This is a genomic window from Pedobacter sp. GR22-10 (assembly GCF_026239715.1).
Taxonomy (GTDB): Bacteria; Bacteroidota; Bacteroidia; order Sphingobacteriales; family Sphingobacteriaceae; genus Pedobacter.
The window spans coordinates 1,660,925-1,682,559 of the sequence record NZ_JAPIVR010000001.1; the positions used below are offsets into that span (position 1 = coordinate 1,660,925).

General features: G+C 38.5%; 18 protein-coding genes. 11 read left to right on the forward strand and 7 right to left on the reverse strand.

What is annotated here, in order from left to right; all coding sequences use genetic code 11:
* Nucleotides 1–85 precede the first annotated feature (85 nt).
* Together OQX64_RS07200 and OQX64_RS07205 are read right to left on the reverse strand one after the other, a co-directional pair.
* Nucleotides 86–1,636, reverse strand: coding sequence for a SusD/RagB family nutrient-binding outer membrane lipoprotein (locus OQX64_RS07200; protein ID WP_265818218.1), 1,551 nt, complete (start codon nt 1,634–1,636; stop codon nt 86–88).
* A 13-nt stretch (nt 1,637–1,649) separates the two neighbouring features.
* Nucleotides 1,650–4,820 carry a SusC/RagA family TonB-linked outer membrane protein gene (locus OQX64_RS07205; RefSeq protein WP_265818219.1) on the reverse strand — a complete coding sequence of 1,057 codons (3,171 nt, stop codon included), beginning with the start codon at nt 4,818–4,820 and terminating at the stop codon, nt 1,650–1,652.
* 572 nt (nt 4,821–5,392) lie between these two features.
* Here OQX64_RS07205 and OQX64_RS07210 point away from each other — a divergent pair.
* From OQX64_RS07210 to OQX64_RS07255, 10 genes are all read left to right on the forward strand, one after another.
* Nucleotides 5,393–6,280, forward strand: coding sequence for an AraC family transcriptional regulator (locus tag OQX64_RS07210; protein ID WP_265818220.1), 888 nt, complete (start codon nt 5,393–5,395; stop codon nt 6,278–6,280).
* Between the two features lie 274 nt (nt 6,281–6,554).
* A complete protein-coding gene (locus tag OQX64_RS07215; protein ID WP_265818221.1) occupies nt 6,555–7,391 on the forward strand; it encodes a fumarylacetoacetate hydrolase family protein in 837 nt (278 codons plus the stop codon).
* A 135-nt stretch (nt 7,392–7,526) separates the two neighbouring features.
* On the forward strand, nt 7,527–9,242 hold the full coding sequence (locus OQX64_RS07220) for an IlvD/Edd family dehydratase (protein WP_265818222.1): 1,716 nt from the start codon (nt 7,527–7,529) through the stop codon (nt 9,240–9,242).
* A gap of 9 nt (nt 9,243–9,251) precedes the next feature.
* Nucleotides 9,252–10,571, forward strand: a complete 1,320-nt coding sequence (locus tag OQX64_RS07225) for a gluconate:H+ symporter (protein ID WP_265818223.1) — start codon at nt 9,252–9,254, stop codon at nt 10,569–10,571.
* A 987-nt stretch (nt 10,572–11,558) separates the two neighbouring features.
* Nucleotides 11,559–11,978 (forward strand): SRPBCC family protein, encoded by a 420-nt coding sequence (locus tag OQX64_RS07230; protein WP_088301526.1) that lies wholly within the window; start codon nt 11,559–11,561, stop codon nt 11,976–11,978.
* On the forward strand, nt 11,975–12,421 hold the full coding sequence (locus OQX64_RS07235) for an EVE domain-containing protein (protein ID WP_265818224.1): 447 nt from the start codon (nt 11,975–11,977) through the stop codon (nt 12,419–12,421). The genes OQX64_RS07230 and OQX64_RS07235 overlap by 4 nt, the downstream gene beginning before the upstream one ends.
* Nucleotides 12,396–12,851 (forward strand): MarR family winged helix-turn-helix transcriptional regulator, encoded by a 456-nt coding sequence (locus OQX64_RS07240; protein ID WP_265818225.1) that lies wholly within the window; start codon nt 12,396–12,398, stop codon nt 12,849–12,851. The genes OQX64_RS07235 and OQX64_RS07240 overlap by 26 nt, the downstream gene beginning before the upstream one ends.
* Nucleotides 12,852–13,258: 407 nt before the next feature.
* Entirely contained in the window at nt 13,259–13,618 is a 360-nt protein-coding gene (locus tag OQX64_RS07245) for a hypothetical protein (RefSeq protein ID WP_265818226.1), read from the forward strand.
* Nucleotides 13,619–13,730: 112 nt separating this feature from the next.
* Nucleotides 13,731–13,961: a hypothetical protein gene (locus tag OQX64_RS07250; RefSeq protein WP_265818227.1), complete on the forward strand. Its 231-nt coding sequence runs from the start codon at nt 13,731–13,733 to the stop codon at nt 13,959–13,961.
* On the forward strand, nt 13,948–14,340 hold the full coding sequence (locus OQX64_RS07255) for a type II toxin-antitoxin system VapC family toxin (RefSeq protein WP_265818228.1): 393 nt from the start codon (nt 13,948–13,950) through the stop codon (nt 14,338–14,340). Before OQX64_RS07250 ends, OQX64_RS07255 begins: the two co-directional genes overlap by 14 nt.
* 38 nt (nt 14,341–14,378) lie before the next feature.
* Here OQX64_RS07255 and OQX64_RS07260 read toward each other — a convergent pair whose 3' ends face one another.
* The 5 genes from OQX64_RS07260 to OQX64_RS07280 all read right to left on the reverse strand — a co-directional run bounded on the left by OQX64_RS07260 (nt 14,379) and on the right by OQX64_RS07280 (nt 19,533).
* A complete protein-coding gene (locus OQX64_RS07260) occupies nt 14,379–14,777 on the reverse strand; it encodes a hypothetical protein (protein WP_265818229.1) in 399 nt (132 codons plus the stop codon).
* 471 nt (nt 14,778–15,248) lie between these two features.
* Nucleotides 15,249–15,812, reverse strand: coding sequence for a hypothetical protein (locus OQX64_RS07265; protein ID WP_265818230.1), 564 nt, complete (start codon nt 15,810–15,812; stop codon nt 15,249–15,251).
* Complete coding sequence (locus OQX64_RS07270) at nt 15,812–17,284, reverse strand: hypothetical protein (protein ID WP_265818231.1); 1,473 nt, start codon at nt 17,282–17,284, stop codon at nt 15,812–15,814. The genes OQX64_RS07265 and OQX64_RS07270 overlap by 1 nt, the downstream gene beginning before the upstream one ends.
* A 534-nt stretch (nt 17,285–17,818) precedes the next feature.
* Nucleotides 17,819–18,208 (reverse strand): ORF6N domain-containing protein, encoded by a 390-nt coding sequence (locus OQX64_RS07275; RefSeq protein WP_265818232.1) that lies wholly within the window; start codon nt 18,206–18,208, stop codon nt 17,819–17,821.
* Between the two features lie 104 nt (nt 18,209–18,312).
* Nucleotides 18,313–19,533, reverse strand: a complete 1,221-nt coding sequence (locus OQX64_RS07280; protein ID WP_265818233.1) for a site-specific integrase — start codon at nt 19,531–19,533, stop codon at nt 18,313–18,315.
* A 780-nt stretch (nt 19,534–20,313) separates the two neighbouring features.
* Between OQX64_RS07280 and OQX64_RS07285 the strand changes: the two genes are divergently transcribed.
* The gene (locus OQX64_RS07285) at nt 20,314–21,471 is read left to right on the forward strand and encodes a hypothetical protein (RefSeq protein ID WP_265818234.1); all 1,158 of its coding nucleotides are present in this window, start codon (nt 20,314–20,316) and stop codon (nt 21,469–21,471) included.
* Nucleotides 21,472–21,635: the final 164 nt, after the last annotated feature.

Sequence of the window (21,635 nt, forward strand, 5' to 3'; positions counted from 1 at the left end):
AGCTTTAAATAGGCAACATTTGAGTGCACTTTGAATAGTCGCCGGTAATTTTTGATTAAACGATCGATGACTATTGAGGATTTATCTATTTATCCCAAAAAATGCGTGTGTCCATATTATCTGGTCCACCATTATCTGCAACTGCTGCCTGGTAATTTGCTGCATTGGCAGAAAGCTCAAGTGTAGGATAAACAAACCGGCGAACAAAACCACCAGTTATATTTTGTCCCGGGATGGTATTTGGCGATAAAGCTGGGAAACCGCTCCTCCTGAAGTTAGCAAATGCCTCGGTACCATTGCCCCAGGAAGCCACCCAGTATTGCGTATTAATCAGGTTGAGTGCATTTGTTGTATTATAAGCATTAGCAGGATGATTAATAAATGCATTTTGCGTAGCTAAAGGAATGATGGCTGCCGGGTTATAAGTTGTCCATTGGTCCATCGCCGCCCGTATACCATTAGCATAATAAACATCAGGTGTACTGCCACCAGTTATCCAGCCTCTAAAAGCGGCCTCTGCCAAAAGCAATTGTGTTTGGGCATGGGTGATGAAAAATTGCGGGGCGGTTAAACTACCAAAAATACTATAATTAACCTGTGAATAATTAAAACCCGAACCGTTAGCACCTCTAAATCCCGGGGCAGTTGGTAAAGTAGCGTTACTATATCCCACCGGAAGTCCGAACTGATTGGCAGATGTGGTATCTGGTACGCTTGTTGGTGCCGCTAAGGGGTTTGCGTATTTGCCGGATATAAATTTCAATCGCGGATCACCACTATTTTTTAGTTGATCTACAAAGGGAGCCGCTAAATAATACGTATTCGCTATCGCCGTAATCGTCTGGCTTACGGGATTCACGTAAGTGGTATTGTATTTCAGATAACAGTTGTCGGCATTTGATGTCATTACACCACCAGCTACGGCGGCTTGTACAATAGCTTGTGCTTTGGTAGGGTCAATTTTACTATACCTCATCCCTAATCGAAGTAATAAAGAATAACCCAATCTTTTCCATTGGGCGATATTGCCACCGTAAAACACATCAGCCTTTACAATATCCTTTGCCGGATCTAAAGCTGCCGTTGCCTCCGTAACTTCTTTAATCAGGTCGGTATAAATCGCTGCCTGATTGTCGTATTTAGGGGTGAGCACATTTGATAAATAGGCTTGTCCGGCTTCACTATAGGGTACGTTTCCGTAAGTGTCTACCAGCATCATAAATTGATAGGCTTTCCAGATTCTGGCTTCGTTATATAAATTTGTTCTTGTAGCATTGCCTTTGAGTTGGCTTAAGATTTGAACCAGTAATTGAACAGGGCCTGAAGAGCTTGTTGCGCCACTGTTTGTCCCCGTATATTCAGCATTCCAATTTTGCGAAGTATAGGTTTGATTCAGCTGATTAAAATTAAATGCCGAAGTGACTCCCGAAAATGGATTTACAAATTGCTGCACAATGGTTGGCTCAGTTTCCATCGTGGCTCCATGCGTTCCAAATTGTGCACTGGTAAACAAGAATGCCGCGTCGAGCTCTGTCGGATTATTTGGATTAATATTCAACTTATCAAACCCTTTATTGCAACTGGAAATTACTGTAACCCAAATGGCGATGGCTATAATTCTGATTAAATTTTTCATATTGTATAAAGCGTTAGAATTTTACATTTAAGTTAAATCCGTAAGTACGTGTTGTTGGTAGCGATGCCTGCTCATAACCCGTGAGGTTATCTCCGCTTGAGGCTATTGCTTCGGGATCGATGTTCGGCGTATATTTCTTGATGATCAATACATTACGGCATACGGCAGATAGCACTAAGCCTTTCACATATTTTTTATTGATAAATCTAGACAAATCGTATCCCAGCGAAAGGCTTCTTAGTTTAACAAAGCTCGAGTTGTAAATAAAGGGATCTAAAATATTCGTTGAACGATAATTTGCATAAAAATCCTCTGCATTTACAGCAGTGGTATTTGGTAATCCGTCTGTAGCGTTTACGCCCGGAAAAATTACGCCACCGACACGTCCAGGTAAAGACTCTTTTGATAAACCTTCTCTTAATAAGTTTAAACTGGTGCTCGATAGTAATTTACCACCTGCTTTATAATCAATATGGGCAATAAAGGTAAAGCCTTTGTAATTCAATGTATTTAGCCACCCCCCTGTTGCTGTAGGAAGGCCACTTCCAAAATTAACTGGTGTAGCACTTGCCACGGGTTTGCCTCCCGATAATACGATATTTCCGGAAGCATCCCGCTTGTAAGTTGAACCTACAATTTGGTTAAGGGGTAAACCTACCACATGGACAATAGAACCAAAAAACTCAGGACTGCCCACTACAAGTTGCGATTGGTTGTTCGCTAATGATAATACTTTTGAAGAATTGAAAGCAGAATTAAAAGCCGTTTTCCAGGTAAAGTTTTTATTTTGGACAGGTATTAATTCCAGGTTAAATTCTAATCCTTTATTGTCCAAACCACCTAAGTTAACCAGCGTGGTGCTGTATCCGCTTGCTGCAGACAGGCTTATTGGAACGGCTTGATTAGTCGTTTTCTTATCATAGGCAGCTACGTCCAGGTTTACCCTGTTGTTGAACATGTGCAACTCGATACCAATTTCTTTTTCATTTACGCCAAAAGGCTTAATCTGGGTATTTGGTGAAGCTGTTCCGTTAATACTTCCTAAAGGAAGCCCATTGAATGAATTCTGGGCAAGCAAAAATGTTAATGCATTATAGGCACCAACACCCTGGGCACTTCCCGTTTCTGCAACAGCAACTCTAAGCTTTCCAAAATTTAACCATTTTGCTGTTGGAAGTAATTCAGAAAAAACGAAACTTCCGCTAATTGAAGGATAGAAATAATGATCTATATCTCTCGCCAGTACCGAATACCAGTCTGTACGGCCGGTAAGATTGAGGTATAATAAATTTTTGTAGGACAATTCTGCAGTACCATACAATGAATTTACGGTTTGTTTAGTCAAGTTGTAACTCGAATTTGCCGTGACACCGTTCCCAATGGTATATAAACCTCTGATGTAAAAGTTGGTTACCGCCTCGTTAAATGTAGACGTAATTAAGGGAAAGTTATTCCCACCTACCGTTGCATTAAATGAAAAATCTTTCCACTTATGCCCACCACCCAGCAAGAAGTCAAAATTATTTTGGCGTGTACTTGATGTACTTATCCCATAGCTACCATTATATAGTCCTGATGGTGCTGCAGATACAGCCAGCGTACCCGTCGGCGTATTTGATTCATAGGTAGAGTGCAACAGGTCCATGTTTGCCCTGCCCTGAAAATATAGCCAATCGAAAAACTGATAGCGCACCACGGCAGTACCCAACAAATGATCTTTTGTTTGTCTTTGAAATTGGTTCGCTAATATCCAGTATGGGTTGGTAACGGTAGCAAACCTCGAAGTAGGTGTTTCATTTCCGTTGGCATCTATAGCGTCTGCCTGGAGTACATCAAAAGAAATGGAGTTAGCCAGCCTGTAAATTGATGTAGGAATTGCATTTCCCTGTACGCCGACCAGTGGCGGATTGTTATTGAATTGGTGATCATAGTTAACGTAAAATTGTGCAGATAACTTATCAGTAAGTTTATAGTTAATGCCAACGTTAAAAATCTTCTTATGATAATCGTTGTTTGGTACTATGCCCTGGGCATCTTGATTAGAAAGTGACACCCGAAAACTTCCTTTGTCATTACCGCCGGAAATTGCCACTGTATTACTCCACGATGGTGCAAGTCTGAAGAACGTCTTTATCCGATCTTTAACAGGCGCATAAGGACGCTGCACACCATCGAATTGGTAGGTAGGTACATTATCAAACGGCACACCGAAGCTCCAGGCGCCGGAACTCTGCGCAGTTCCTTGTGACGAGGGACGAATGTTATTTTCACCTTGCCCGTATTCATATTGAAAATCTGTATAATCCAGCGCCTGGTTTATCGTAAAATTAGAGTTGAACTCAACACCTATTCCACTATTTTTTGATCCCGACTTTGTTATAATAATAATTGCTCCGTTAACGGCACGAGAACCATACAGGGCTGCAGCGGTAGATCCTTTTAAAACAGTCATCGATTCGATGTCGTCCTGATTGATGCCTTGCATATTATCTCCCTGATCCACATTTTGTGTATAACCATTACTGCTGCTTGCACCCTGCGACATTGGCAAGCCATTGATTACGATCAGTGGCGAATTGTCTGCGGTGAAAGAAGATTGTCCGCGCAAACGAATCTTGGTACTCCCGCCTGGCCCTGCGGCAGGTGGAGAAACATCCAGTCCGGCGATTTGGCCCTCAAGCGAATTGGCGAGATTAGTTGTACGGTTAGTTTGTAATGCCTCTACGTCGGCTTTTTGAGCTGAATACCCCAGGCTTTTGGCCTCCCTTTTTATGCCGAGTGCGGTTACAATAACCTCATTTAACGCATTTGTAATCGCTACCATAGACACATTAACTACGGTTTTTGTATTTACTGTTATTTCTATGGGCTTATAGCCAACGGATGTGAACACCAATACCGCGTTGTTATTGGCAACATTTATGGTATAGCTGCCAGATGAATTGGTTACCACAGCATTCCGCGTTCCCTTTTCAACTATGCTTACGCCGGGCAAACCAATGCCCTGTTCATCGGTAACTTTACCTGTGATTCCTATAAAAGCTATTTTTAACTTTTTGGTTGTTGAAGGCGTACTAAAGACTCCGGTTGTTAGCCCAACAGCTGATGCGCGCTCGGACTTGAAAAGAATGAATACCGTTAACACAGTACAAATAAATACTAGTGGAAGTATTTTTTTTTTCATAATTGTTGTTTGGTTAGAATTGTTATTTTTAATAAACAGCCTTAAATAACCGCAGAAGAGGGGTTGCTGTCAGTTCGGAACATACGCAGCGTTTAGCGACTTTGTAGGTTGTTGAATGGTAAGTAAAATCTATCTCATGTGGTTATATTGCTTGGTTAATTAATCAATCTCTGTTCTAATCATCTAAGGCAAAATGCTTAGGCTAAATAGTTCATTTGAAGAAAATAATTGCGAAGAATAGAGGCATCACTTTCCTTTTATATTTGGTTTAGAAACAATTATGTTACTCAAGCAAATAAAGACAACTTTAATGAAAAGCAATTTCAGTATTACAGCAAAAAATTGTAACATATTAACATAGATATTTCTTCCTGATATTAGTTACCGCCTCACAAAGCGCCAAAACACATCTGTCTATCAATTACTTATCATATCACCTCATAATTGAATCGGTATAATACACAAATAGAAAAGCTTGACATGGTTAATATATCCACTTCAATAAGTGATTAGATGGATATTATATCACACATAATTTCTAATTTCATTTTCGTAATTAACCAATTATAAACATGAAAGCTACGTTAAAAAAGGCTACTCCAAACCCGGAGCATTCCTTTAATATCCATAAGGATATAGGACATGCGATATTAAGTGCCTGGCATTATCATCCTGAGTGTGAGTTATTAGTTGTTAAAAGAACCTACGGCACCTGCCTGATAGGCGACTACGTGGGTCCTTTTAAAAATGGTGACGTATTTTTATTTGGATCAAACCTGCCACATACTTTCCGGTGTGAACAAAAATATCTGGAAAGCGATATCGAAAAGGTTGGAGAAACCATCGTGATTCTTTTTGAAAACAACATCTGGGGTGATGCATTTTTAAATCTCCCCGAAATTAGCCCGATTGTTAAACTGCTCAACACAAGCAAACTGGGCTTGCGCTTAAAAGGAGTAACTAGACGAAAGGTTGGTAAAATAGCGGAGGAAATGCTCAACGAATCGCCTGCCCGTAAGTTGATCAATTTATTATCCGCTTTAGAAATAATAGCTGCTTCGAAAGAATATGAAATTATATCATCCAATGGCTTTAATCCAGAAGTGAATAGCGTTGATCAAAGCCGCATTAACGCGATATTCGAATACACGTTTAATCATTACCACCAAAAAGTAGCATTAGAAGATGTAGCCTCATTAATTAACATGGGGAAGCACTCCTTTTGCAGGTACTTTAAATCCAAAACAAAGAAAACATATATCCAGTTTTTAATGGAAGTGAGAATTGGAAATGCATGCAGATTGCTATTAGAAGAGGAATTTAACATGACTGAGGTAGGCTATGCCTGTGGCTACAACAATATCTCTCACTTCTATCATCAGTTTAAAGCGCTTACCAAAAAAAATCCAATGGACTACAGGTACAACTATCTTAAAACTGAAGAGAAGAAATTTATCTAGCAGCATTCTTGACTTGCTTTAATGGCCCGTTTATTTTAAGATACTGCCAGGTAATTTACCTGAGGTAGGCTCAAATCAAAAAGTATATGCGTTAATAATGATCAAATTATGCTCCGCAAACCAGCAATTTTAGTATTGAAGCATTTTATTGTATTATATTAACATTATGCCGTAAATGTGCTTTAAAAGGATTTATTTGCCTTTCGATTTTACCGCCTGGATACGTAAATAAGTTCAAACTAATTTTCGGTCCAAAAAACTTAACCAAATAATTATGAGAATTTATAACACCTCTAGCGGGATTATTATCAACCATAATAACCAATATTTTTTAACGGAAGAGAAAAGCTGGGATAGGTTTGTAAATAGAAGCAATCTCTTTAAAGTGGTCAGCAATGAATTGCAATACCTCCAACCTGACGAAGATTTACAAGCGCTCACCCGTTCAGCTGTTTTAACACCCATCGGTAACCAGGAAGTATGGGCATCCGGCGTAACTTATTTTCGTAGCAGGGAAGCCAGAATAGAGGAATCAAAAGAAGCAAAAGGCGGGGATTTTTATGCCAGGGTATATGATGCAGACCGGCCGGAACTTTTTTTTAAGTCACCAGCTTACCGTACAGTGGGCTCCGGAGAAAACATACGGATCAGGGCAGATTCTAAATGGAACGTACCTGAACCGGAACTGACCTTATTTATTTGCTCAGCAGGCACTATAGAAGGTTATACCATAGGCAATGATGTATCTTCGAGGGACATCGAAGGCGAAAATCCGCTTTACCTGCCGCAGGCAAAATCATATAACGGGGCTACCGCTTTAGGTCCCTGCCTTTTAGTAACAAACGGACCAATAGATCCGGATACGAATATCAGCATCGAAATCTCAAGGGATTCTGCTGTTCTTTTTAAGGAGAAAATATCCATTAATCAAATGAAACGTAAGCACAAGGACTTAGTGGCTTATTTGTTTCGGGAATTGGATTTCCCTCATGGAACTTATTTAATGACAGGTACAGGAATCATCCCCGCCGATGATTTTACTTTACACAGCGGCGATATTGTAAAAATAACCATTCCGGAGATTGGTTCACTGATCAATACCGTTGCATGATAAACATTGGCAAACAAATGATAGGTTCCTAAACCTATGCCGGAGCGAGTGAAACGATTTTTCAATAAATACGTCTACTAGCGAGAAATCTAAATAAGGAAGTAAAAAATAGCGCAACATAGTATATTCTGGAATATGAAATCATATAGAAGTTCGACCTGGTTTGGCAAAAAAGATAAGATGGGCCTCATTTATCGCAGCTGGATGAAAAACCAGGGCATGCCCGAAGACATGTTTGATGGCAGACCGGTAATTGGGATTTGTAATACGTGGTCTGAACTTACACCCTGCAATGCCCACTTGCGTGATATTGCCGAAAGTGTTCGTCGCGGGGTATTAGAGGCTGGCGGCTTTCCGCTGGAATTTCCCATCATGTCATTGGGTGAAACGCTCATGAAACCCACCGCCATGTTGTTCCGTAACCTGGCCAGTATGGATGCAGAGGAATCAATAAGAGGCAACCCTATTGATGGTGTAGTGCTGCTTACGGGCTGCGATAAAACGACACCTTCTACCCTAATGGGAGCGGCAAGTGTAGATTTACCAACGATTGTGGTTCCCGGCGGCCCCATGTTAAACGGAAAATATCACGGACATGACATCGGCTCAGGAACAAGTGTTTGGAAGCTGACAGAGGAATTAAAAAAAGGCGAAATTACTTACGATGAATATGCAGAAGTAGAAAGTTGCATGTCCCGTAGTCCTGGCCATTGTATGACCATGGGAACGGCCTCCACGATGGCCTGCATGGTTGAAGCCTTAGGCATGAGCCTTTCGGGTGGTGCGGCTATACCTGCAGTTGATTCCCGGCGAAAAAGGCTTGCTCAGCTATCCGGAAGGAGAATAGTTGAAATGGTTAAAGAAGACTTGAAAATTTCTAAAATACTCACACGGGATGCTTTTGAAAATGCCATTAAGGTAAATGCAGCTGTGGGGGGGTCCTCAAACTTTATTATTCACCTCACCGCTATTGCAGGGCGTATGGGTGTAGCGCTGAACTTAGATGATTTTGATGATATTGGCAGTAAAATGCCGCTGCTCGTAAATCTGATGCCTTCAGGGAAATTTTTGATGGAGGATTTTTACTATGCTGGTGGTGTACCTGCTGTTATAAAACAAATGCAATCTGTTTTAAAAATGGATACCCTAACGGTTAGCGGGAAAACGCATGCTGAGAACATTGCTGATAAAGGAATAAATTACAATAAGGAAGTGATTTATGAATTTGAGCAGCCGATCATTCAGGAAGCCGGAATTACCGTACTCAAAGGTAATCTTGCAGTTAACGGCGCGGTGATCAAGCCATCCGCAGCTACGCCAGCTTTGATGCAGCATCGAGGACGGGCAGTTGTGTTTAAAGACATTGAGGATTACCATGCGAGAGTAGATGACCCTGATTTGGATATCGATGAAACTTGTGTAATGGTCTTGAAAACGGTCGGTCCGGTCGGCTATCCGGGTATGCCTGAGGTGGGTAACATGACATTACCAAAAAAGCTACTTGATAAAGGCGTAACAGATATGGTAAGGATATCGGATGGCAGGATGAGTGGTACGGCATATGGTACAGTTGTGCTGCATGTATCGCCTGAGTCTGCTATTGGTGGAAACTTAGCGCTTGTAGAAAACGGAGACATCATTAAGCTGGATGTAGCCAATAAACGTATCCACCTTGAAGTGAGTGATGAAGTGTTAGCCCTGAGGCGAAACAATTGGGTACAGCCACCTTCTGATGCAACACGTGGCTATGTAAATTTATACGTCAAACATGTTCAGCAGGCGGATAAAGGTGCTGATCTGGACTTTTTAGTAGGCGGCTCAGGTTCAGCCGTAACCAGAGACTCCCATTAAAGCAAAAACATGGATGTACTCATTCTTTTTGGCTGTATAGCAATACTTGTACTATTAATTGCCTGGGCGAAGGTGAATACCTTTCTTGCATTTTTAATCGTATCGGTAATGGCAGCTTTATTGTTGGGTATGCCCGCTTCCAGTATTCCGCAAACTGTTAATAAAGGATTAGGAGATACATTAGGATCGCTGGCAATCATCATCGTTTTGGGCGCCATGCTCGGAAAACTCGTTGCGTCCAGTGGTGCTGCTCAAAAAATAGCTTCGGTATTAAAAAAAACATTTGGCTATAAATACATCACCTGGGCCATGTCTTTAACCGGTTTTATAGTGGGCATTCCATTATTTTACAATGTTGGGTTTGTATTGCTTATTCCAATTATTTTTTCGGTAGCGTATAACTACAGGTTACCCCTGGTATATGTAGGCTTGCCAATGCTCGCATCGCTGTCCGTAATGCATGGTTTTTTACCACCTCATCCATCGCCCATGGCTTTAGTGACGCAATTTAATGCAGATTTGGTTAAAACCTTTGTTTATGGTTTAATCGTGGCCATACCTGCTATACTTATTGCAGGCCCTCTTTTCGCAAGAATATTAATAAATATGCAATCCAGCCCAACAGTTACCTTGCGGGCCGATGAACTGCCCGATAATGAATTGCCGGGGATAACAAATAGTGTGGTTTCCGCATTGTTGCCTGTACTGATCATTTTGGGTACCACGCTGATAAACAGGATATGTAGTGACCATATGGTTGTTGTAAATTTTGCCGGATTTATCGGTGATCCAACGATTGCCATGATATTAACCATTTGCATTGCAACTTTTACACTTGGGATCAGGTCAGGTAAAAAGCTGATTGACATTATGGTCATTTATGTTGATGCAACAAAAGATATCGCGATGATCCTTTTAATAATCGGTAGCGCAGGCATTTTGAAACAAGTATTTGTAGAAACCGGAGTGAGCAACAGCCTTGCTGCAATTTTGCAAGGGCTGACCTTACCACCTTTAGTATTGGCCTGGTTAATCACGGCTGTGCTAAGACTTTGCCTGGGTTCGGCTACCGTAGCCGGCCTCACCGCTGCCGGCATCGTGTTTCCGCTTATCGGGCCTCATGGTGCCGATCCAAATTTAATGGTGCTCGCGGTTGGCTCAGGAAGCCTGTTTTGTTCGCACGTAAATGACTCCTCTTTTTGGTTATTCAAAGAGTATTTAGGATTATCTATCAAACAAACGTTTTTGTCCTGGTCGCTGATGGAAACACTGGTTTCAGTTATCGGACTTATTGGGATACTGATTTTGAACCAGGTACTGTTTAAATAGATAATGGCCATAACATTTGATAGATATCCCTCAGTGCGTTAGCATTAATCGCAGCGCCTCTATGGATATAAGCATAAATTGGGACTATAAACCAAAATAAAAGCGGGTTGCAGACCCTTTTCATTAGCTAATTCGTTGCCCTTGTTGAAAATCTATCGACAAACATTTCAATGCCACCAAGAATCATTCAAGACCTGGTACCCCAATAAATTTCACGTCATTAATATCATCTTTAGTTGCATGATTATGTATACAAATAAAAATTTGAGAAATCTTTTCTCCTGAAAATTTTCGTTTCAATCTACGCTGCCTAAAATTGATTTTGAGAGAAAAAAGTGACGCTATGGCTTTTTTTTACCACATTTAGAAACATTTTTCCTTGAAACAAAAAAAAGTTTCAGGAAAAAATGTTTCAGGATTTTGAAACAAATTTTCACGAAACAAAAAAATGTTTCGAACTTTTTTGTTTCGAAAATGGTATGTCTTCAAGACATGTTTTAAGCAAAATAATAAAATAGGGTAGCAACCTGGCCTGGAACAAATGACATTGTTCATTCTGAATCAGGTGTGTAATGAAACACGACGAATTAAAATAAAAAGTAAACATGGCTGAAAAGCTTATTCTGGGCTTAGTTAAGCGGATGGAAGTCATTGAAAGCGAACTGCCAGAGATTTTAAGTTGTTTTTAGAACAATATAAAGAGACCTTAGCGAACACTCTGGCCAGATAGAAAAATCCAGCAAGCGTTATGACAACCAGAAGATCAGCCAACAGATCGATCAGGTTAAAGACCTCGTGGGCACCATGCCTATGGTCATCACCGTAAAAAACGAACATCACCACCATTTCGGGGCATGGTCAAAAACCTCATTGGTATAGTAGCCTGTTTCCTAATTACAACCTCATTGACAGGAACAGCTTTGTACCTGAAATAAATTCACAAAATGTAAGTTAACTTATTATATTTGCAATTATTATATAATAACTATGTGGACAAAATCTCATTCTATCGTAACCAAGGAAGTTACAAAAGAACAAATGTGGAAACTTTTTGCTGATGTGAACAATTGGCACATTTGGGATAACGGAATTGAATTTGCTAAAATGGAAGGCAAATTTGAAAAAGGAAACCATTTTATCTTGAGGCCAAAAGGCGGGCCAAGTGTAAAAGTAAAACTGCTTGAAACCACGGAAAACAAGCATTTTCTTGATGTTACACATTTTCCGCTGGCCAAAATGTTTGATGATCACCTATTTGAAGAAACTGCAGATGGATTAAGAATAACCAATACAATAACGGTTAAAGGTTTTTTGGGCTTCCTTTGGATAAAAATAGTTGCTCAGAAAATTGTCGATGGATTGCCAAATGATATGCAAGATCAAATTAAAGCTGCTTCAAAATTATGAACACGACAAAATACTGGATAGCAGCCATTTCAAAAGAACACGCGCAACGTGGTGTAAATGGTAACTTTATTCAAGTTTGTCATGGTAAGCAAACACCCCTAAAACAAATGAAAAAAGGTGATTATCTGATTATTTACTCTTCAAAAATTACAATGGAAGGAAATGAAAAGCTACAAGCTTTTACTGCTGTTGGACAAGTGGCTGATGATGAAATATATCAATTTCAAATGACGGAGAATTTTAAACCCTTCCGGCGAAATATTGAATTTCTAAAATCAGTGGAATGTTTGATTGCACCATTAATCAATGACCTTGAATTTATACTAAACAAAAAGAAATGGGGTTATCCTTTTCGCTTTGGCTTCCTCGAAATCAAAGAAAATGATTTTAATCTGATTACTTCTAAAATGCTACAACATGAACCCATCGGACAACACATTTAGTTTTGATAAGCCAGAAGAAAGTACCGGCTTTTTGTTATGGCAGGTTACTAATTTATGGCAGCGAGAGATAAAAAAAGCACTGGTGCCATACGATATTACCCATTCGCAGTTTGTACTTATGGCCAGCATACATTGGCTAACTCTAGAAAAAAAGGAAGTGACGCAAATTATGTTATCCATGCATACTAAAATAGACCCTATGACTACCTCGACTGTACTGAGAACGTTGCTACAAAAGAATATGGTGAGCAGACAGGAACACCAGACTGATACAAGGGCAAAAACTGTATCATTGACAGAAAATGGAAAAAAGATAATTAAGGACGCTGTTGTTACAGTTGAACAGTTTGATCGTAATTTCTTTTCCGCCCTTGAAAAAAAATTGCAAGGATTTAATCAGAACCTATTGAAACTACTTACTGTAAAGTAAATAAAAAGGTCACCAGAGTCAGGATTTTGAATTATTAACTGTTTTTCTAGTCTCCGATTATAATCATCACAACACTACCTAAATTAGGGTAAAAATAATTTGCCATTCAATAAATAATGAATGGCAAACTAAAACCGAGGTAAGAAGCTTTTAAAACATACGTGCTTAATGAAATGCAAGTTTCTGAAATCGATCTTTCGGACGAACAACAAAACCTCATGGAGATTTGCTTCGACATGAAGAAAATAACCTCGGTTGCTAGCCCGGAATATAAAGATGATACTAATAAATTTGTTAAAAAACAGGAACAGAACCAATATAATTTCAATCAGCTTTTTGAGCTATGACAAAAGGCGCTTCCCTTACTTTCAGTAAGGTTGTGCAGACACTACAGTTATACATATGGAATGCGTAATGTAAAAGGCAAGCCAAGAAGATCGTATATGACGCCATGCGCCTTTAATAATGAAACACCAGAAATCTGTTTTCTATGGAAAGACATGGGTGATTATTATAAACTGGAACTTCGATTAATGCTTCAAGGAAAAATACATCCGCTACAATATTACTTCAATACCGCTTTCTTTGCTATGCTAAGCTATAGCCCGAGAAAATATGTGCTGTTGAACTCTCTTAATGATAGCCAACTGGTCAGTTATTTTCAGCAAAGCCAATTTCAGCTCTTAGTACTAAAGAAACACTATGAACGTGATTTTAAAGAATTTGTTGATCGGTTAAGGATGGGATATAGGTTTATTAATAAATAAAGATCAAGAAAAGATTAAAACTCGAAATCATTGCTCATATTCATAGGATTTAGAGGTATGGTTATTGTAGAAATAATTCTTTATTTTTGTGTTAACACCCAATATCATATCCATGCACATAGAGACACGTAAATTACATCTGATAGAAGAAATGCTCAAAGTAAAGAGTGAAGCTACTTTATCTGCTTTGGAGAAGCTATTAAAGAATACCAATAATAAAACAGTTAAGAAAACACCAAGCTTAAAAGATTTTTCTGGAATCTGGTCTAAGGACGAGGCGGAAGAAATGGAACGTATAATTTCAGAATCCTGTGAAACAATCCACCCAGATGACTGGAAGTAATCTATTAGACACCAATATCGTTATTGAGTTGTTTAAAGGCAATCCAACAATTACAGAGTTTCTTGAAACATTAGAGGAGGAAATAAACATTCCTTTTGCTGTATTAGGAGAACTATATCTGGGTGCTTACAGATCAGCTAACCCAAAAAAGCACATTAAACAGATCAACTCTTTTCTAGAAAGGTGTAATGTTCTTATTGCTGATGATGAAACAGCAAATCACTATGCCTTAATCAAAACTGCCTTGTTGCAAAAAGGTAAGCCAATACCGGAGAATGACATGTGGATAGCCGCTGTATCAAAGCAATTTGACCTAACGTTACACACCAAGGATAAGCATTTTAAGGAAATAGACGACCTCAATTTACAGAACTGGTAATTACTGAATATCCGCTTTTAGCTCTTCCTTTAGCAAATTTAAGTATGTTGAATTTCGCACTTCAGCACCCTTGCTATAATTAATCTGCTAAAAACATCTTCCTTTGAATAAAAATTACCATAAGATGGCTTCAAGGCATTAATAGCTGTGTTCATATTCGTCAACGGATTTCCTTTTATATATTTGTATTTCACTTTCTGTTTATCTGCACCGTATACCATTACAGGCATAATAATGATAATTTTTTGATCAGATTTATTGAAAAGTTCAATAAAGTTAGTCTTTTTTAATTCAGGATATTTTGGAAAAAGTTTATAAGCAAGTGAATCAGCCGCTCTGTTTTTTGTTACAAGTGTTTCACTACCTTTTCTAATCACTTCTATCCTAAAATTTGTAGCATAAATAGTTACGCTGTCATTTAATAATCTTGAACACAAATTATCGCTTTGTGTAAAAATTTTATTGAAACTTTTCTCAAAAGAGATAATTTTTTGGGGCTGAGGTGTTTATGCTCTCTTTTTTTGTTTGTGAAATCGCCATATCTGTATATAGTAAACTTATAGACAGAAGAATGATAAGAAAATTAAGACCTGTTTTCATAATATTTTTTAAGGACATTTTGTGCCCGGTATCCAGGTTTAGTGGTATCTCTTTCCTGGTCATTGATTTTAGATTCTTCAGGTAGATTTTTAATTATTCCTGTCTTAGCAAGTATCCACGCACAATCTTTATTAAAATTTAGATTAAATTATCAAAAAAAGGGACATGTTTTTTGCAAAAAAAATACATGAACTTTGTGCTAAAAATTTCTCTTAATCCGCTAAGACCATATTAATATAACTTTAAAGTGGTTGAATATTTAGTGCTCTAAAATTATAAAAATGCCTAGTTTTCATCCCCCATACATACTATTCAATAGCAAGGGGTAATGTTGCTACTTTTATCCATTTATTGTTTTCATATTTATAGAAAGCTATTATCCTATTTGCAATTACTCCTTCTCCAAGTGCATTTGAAAAAAAGTCATAATAAATAGCACAAGCCCTATTTTCTGCTTCGTTTAAAATGAATGGAGTAAATCCCATGCGTAATCCAGAATGCTCTGAAAGATTAACGCCTTTACTTTTTAATTTTTTTTTAACCTCTAGTTTATCAAAACGCTGGTGTTGAAGATTTTTAGGTCTTATTAGATAGCTTTTAACAAATAGCCATTCTGTACTATCTGAAAGTTGGTTTAATCCCCCATCCCTAAGAAAACTTGGTAAGTATTGCATTCCCTCATTAGAAAAGCGAGGAATGCAGATTGTTAAACCATTCTTTTCGACATTATCTTTTCTATTTGCTAAGTTATAAAGTACTTCAGTAAATAAAGAAGTAACCTTTACAGGAATTGCATTTTGTCTGGATACTTCTTGTTGAGCTTTGCAGCCGTAATTAATAAAAAAAATAAAATACAAAATTAGAGATTTCATTAGCATCCTTTTTTATTTGTTCCTGATTGATTATTTGCTTCACGAGCGCCATTAGCTTTTGCTCTAGCAGCATTCGGGGCTTTGATTTTACTTTGAGACATTGACAAATTTCTCCATATTATATCTTTGCAATAAGTTGCGAGGTCAATGCTCGAATCGGGTGAACTAAGAATACCACGTTCGATCGCATACGCCTGTAGGAGGGAACCCATTGAATTCACATAAGTAGAAGCCATTTGTTCATGCTGGGCAACATCATATTGTTCAGTAATAGGATAACTCTGATCATCATAAAGGTATTGATTCATATCTTGAAAAAAGAATTTTTCACTACCTGTGGTATGTTTGATTCCATATATGAAATATGAGTGCATGAGCTCGTGTATCATTGTTGCAGCGACCCCCAAGTCTGTAGCATCATTTAAAACATTAGAATTTAAGGTAATATTACCAGTTATAGGGCTAGTTGAGCCATTCGTGATTGTCAAAACATCATTACCGGAGGCGTCAATACCAGTAGTGTTTGGTATTACGGCCTCAGAAATTGTTATATTATAACTACTACTTGCATATAATTGGCCAATTGCAACCGAAGACACAACATTAGTCATTCCTGCAATATCTCCAATACAACTGAACATATTACTAGCCTTACTTTCTATCATAGAAGAGATATTTTTAACACAATCCCTAGCATTATTAGCTATAGTTACCTTTTTACCTGTCCCTGAACCACCGCCCCCACCAGGACCATCTCCTCGTGGTGGTAAACCTCCACCGCCACTACCTCCACCTCCAGTGCCACCACCGCCTCCACCTCCACCGCCTTGACAAGTGGTAACTGTGTGGGTTTCACACACCATATAACCCTCAACGCCAACACATTGTGTAACGCCTATAGTCTTGCAATCAAAATATCCTTCAGTAGTCGCTGCTCCATTAGAAATCGTTTTGTTTGACTGAGCGACTTCTTGTCCTTTAGAAACTTGTATAAAGCTTGAAAAAGGAGAATACCAATTTTCCAGGAGGAGTAGTCCACTAAATTTTTGTGTAATATTCCATCCGCTTGAATCGTCTGGAATCATACTAACCATTTCAGTTAGCTTTGGTGTAAACCCATTTCCATAATCAATCATTCGAAGAAATAAATTGTCGGTAAGACGAGTTCCCGCTAAATCTCCTTTCGCTACATTTAAGGTAACAGGTATTTTTACAGGTATGAATACAAAAACAGTGTCTCCACTAATTTTTGTATATGCCTTGCTCCATAAAAGCGTACGATGATTAAGTAAACTGTCTGATAACAAAGATTTTCCGGTAAGTTGAACCCGATTGTCTACTGATTGGTTTATAAACGCATCTTTAGCTCGAACGATAGCCGCTGTAGAGGTTTCACTAAGTTCTTTTTGAAGGTTTTCATAGTCGGTACTAGTGTCTTTTTTACATGAATAAATAGTAACGGCTACGAACATTATGAATAATAGTAAGTAGACTTTGGCTCGTAAAAGGTTTCTCATATGGGAAGTAATTTTCTTGCAACTTAAGAATAAAATTTAAAAGATAATACATTCATATGTGATAATTATACTACATTAATGTAATAGATATTGAAATGCTGGATTTTTCGGAACAAAGCATACAGAGAAATGGTAAGTATGATATCGAGTGGATAAACCAGATTAGATTGACCCCGTCCCACTAGAAATGAACTTGTTGCAATTTATTGCTTGTCTTTATGATAGTATTTTGGCGAAAAGGGGTTAAATGAATTGGTTTTTTCAGCTATATTATTAATCAAAAACCATAAATAGAATTTACTTGAATAATGCCTGTAAACTGGCCGCCCCGCATTTGCGGCCTGCGGAACGGCCTCCGCTCTTGGCTGTTGCTGTTCCCGCTTTTGGCATATACGGAGAAGACAGTAACAGAAAACTACAGTTCGTCGGGTTTGAACCCAATTCGTGTCCTTTTCGGCGCTGGCTGTTCTTGCTTCTCCAACAGTTCGTCTAGGTAGCGAAAACTATTCCCATGTTTTTGTCTTGGTTATCCAATTTCCCTTTAATCTTTTCGATTTCAAGCCTGATCTCTCGCATTCTGGTAAAAATGCGGATAATCTGGATGTTTACCTCAATAGCCCTTGTACTGTTTAGCATGCTGGAAAGCATTGCCACACCCTGTTCGGTAAAGGCCATGATATTATATTTCGAGTGCGCCCCATGTCTTAAGGTGCCAAATTGGCTCCTTAAGATTTTCTGTTCCTCCATATTTAACTCAAACAGGAAATCTTCGGGAAAACGTTCTGCATTCCTTTTTACCTGCCGCTTTAGCTGTTTGGTTTCCACTCCGTATAACTCCGCCAGATCGGAATCCAGCATCACTTTATGTCCTCTTATCATGTAAATCTAGTTCATAACCAGTTCATCAGAAATTTTGATCTTTGTTTCCATCTTATTATCGAGTATTTAAAACAGTCGGCAGATGAGCTGCCGACCGGATCGGATTAAATTGAAGCGAATATTTGTCTTAAAGGTGCCATGTCGCTGCTTACCTTTTCATCCAGCATTTTTGCATAGAGTTGGGTGGTGCGTATATTGGTATGCCCCATCATTTTAGATACGCTTTCAATAGTTACACCGTTCAGCAGGGTAACAGTAGTGGCAAAAGTGCGCTTGGCAATCCGGTTGCCCAATGTTTTGACGATGCCCGACAGGGCGGCAATCTCCACCAGATACTCGTTCATTTTTTGATTGCTGGAAATCGGCAGCGCCCTGTTCTGATTGACACAGAAAGGGTGATCTTTATACCTTTCCAGAATATCAGCGGCTATTGGGATAAGCGGGACTGCTACAGGCGTACCTGTTTTTTTGCGATAGCTGAACAGCCACTTTTCCCCGTCAATTCCTATACGTATGTCAGTTTGTTTGAGTTTTTGTATATCGGCATAGGACAGCCCCGTATAACAGCTAAACAGGAAGAAGTCCCGAACTTGCGTAAGCCTTGAAGTGCTGTATTTTTTGCCCGCAATGTTTTGCAGTTCATCCGCAGTAAGGTATTCCCTTTGTACGAGTTTTGATTTCAGCTTATAACCAAAGAAGGGATCAGTGATGATCCATTTGTTTCTAAGACATATACGGACAATCTTTCCCAGATTTTTAAGGTGCTTACTGGCGGTATTGGTATCATTATCCTTTGAGGTGTGCAGATAGAAATCAAAACCGTCAATAAACTCATGGTCTATATGGCGGATGTTGAGGTCACTTGTTTGATATTTGAATAAAATATATTCTTTAACGTGCTTTTCCAGTACCTTAAATCGCCTCAAAGTGCCTTCCGCATAATCTTCCTTTTCTACATGTGCAGCCATGTTTGTATTATGGATTTTAATGGCCTCCATAATGGTATGTGTTTTTTCTGCCTTGCCCAGATACTTGCATTTGACGCCTTCAGCGGATATCTCTGCATCTTCTACGCATAAGGCAGTATGGGCAGCAGTAACGCCCGCTTTCATTTTGTCGAGATAGGAATTTAAAGTTTTGGCATCTTCTTTTGTGCCGATCATGTGACCCGCTTTGGTATTCCACAATTCCGGCTCACATTTTCTACTGGCGGACATTTCCACAGGTTTTCCGTCAACGGTAATCCTTAGATAAACAGGAACAGCACCTTTAAGATAGTTTTTTGGTTTCTTCAGGTAGAAGAGTAGACTGAAATTAGTTTTCATAATCGACTGATTTAAAGTTAACAAAGTTAGCCTTGCAGTCTAATCGTATCAAGTCGTTCAATGATTGAACTTTCTGTAAGTCAGCAACTTACATCATTTCCAGTGAGTATGCCAATCTGTAAAACTACTCACCGAATCACTCACTTTTTTTATGCGATTTATTGCATATTTTGGTGTTTCCGGTAAAACAAAAAAAGCTCGCAATCATTTGATTTGCAAGCTTTTACGTAGTTTTGATACTATTTTCTGTGATCCCGCTGGGATTTACACCTAGTGTAAAAATCAGGGTTTGCAATATTTTAGAGTGGTTTTGAAATTCGAACTCCCCGAATGACGCACCTTTTATTTAATAGAAAATAGCTGCAAATGCTATAATTAAATATAGCATTTTATTCATAAAAATCCAAATCTAGATTAAATTATCTTATTTTTAGGTTCAACTACGGCTGGGTGTACAAAAATCTTTCCCATATGGAAAGATTTTAGAAAACTGGCTGTGAGTATAATATTCGCAATAACGTTGCCCACGCATTTTACCGGGAAAATGATTATACCGTTAAGATGTCTAACCTTTTGTTGTTCGCTTTTCAAAGCCTCTTAAATCTTTATTTAATAAATGAAAACAGATAATCAACAGGGTGCCTGCTGCCATTAAGAAACTTCCCAGAACAAAAGTTTTTGGGGACAAGATCAATAATGCGGAAAGCATTGACATGCACATACAAGAGCTGGGTCAAATATTTTGCTTAATTTTAAAATAATTAACCAAATTTTTAAGATTTGACTACATCCGAAAGAGCACTAACTTTAATCAACAACAGCATTTTTTTTAAAGAATTTACCTATTCTAAAAATGAAGTTTATCGTTTAGATGGTGGGTCAGTAGAGCTGGCTGATAATGTAGTATGGCTGGATGATCTGTTATTGGTTTATCAAATAAAAGAGCGCGTACATATTAAAAAATCAGACACCATAACTGAAAATAGATGGTTTAGAAAAACGGTTAATGGACAGGCAAGAAAACAGATCAATGATACTTTAAAGTATTTCAAAACCTATCGGTCTCTACCTGTGGTAAATGAGCGTGGACAAAAAATCGACGTTTCTTCCGCTCGAAACAATGAAATCCTAAAGCTGATCATTTATGATCCTAATAGTGAGCTGTTAGAAGTTAATCGAAGGATGAAGTTTTTAAAAGGATTCGGCACAGACCTTATTCATTTATTTGAAATCAAAGACTATCAAATGGTTTGCAAGTACCTGGTAACGCCATCGGAACTTGCCGATTACCTAAATTTCAGGGAACAATTATACCGACTTCATTCTTCAAAATTGAAATTTTTATCTGAAGAATATGTCCTGGGCCACTTCTTTACTACACTAGATACCACTTCTCTTAATGAGGATTACGAGTCTAACTTGAATCGGTTAGAGAACGATAAACATTCCTACGATGTTTCCTGGATGTTAGATAATTTTTTCGAAAAGTTAATCATGTTTGATAAAGGTAGGCCAACTGATTATCATTACATTGTTAAAGAAATAGCAAAATTAAATAGAGAAGAATTAAAGGGCTTTAACGAGCGATATTATACGACATTAAACAATGTAAAAACAGAAACCTTCTCTTTACCAATGCGGTTTGTTTCTCCAAGGACACGTTGTGGTTTTGTTTTCATTACGCTCCTACCCGACAAGATAGCACTGTGGGAAAATGCTTTAGTTAACATGACCGAAATTTACAAATACAAACACCGGTTAGAAAAATGTTTAGGGGTGGTCATGTTTCGAAATCCTCCATATTATGATGTCTTTTGGACTTTTTCGCTCGGACCTTGGCAATATGATGAGCAATTAGCCCAAATGGTGGCCGACGAAGAAGAGTTTTATGGAGGCAGTCAAGTACAAGTTCTTCCACGTTATCAATTTATATACTAATGGCTAATTTCAAATCTATCAGTGTGGTGACCTTATTGATATTGTAGATTACGACATGGGGGTGATGAACAATACAATTGTCCGCATTTACCTTCGATTCAACGCCCAGGATACGCTGTTTTCGGAAGTAGATTATGGGAAATCGCAAGCACAGGGTGCTGGAA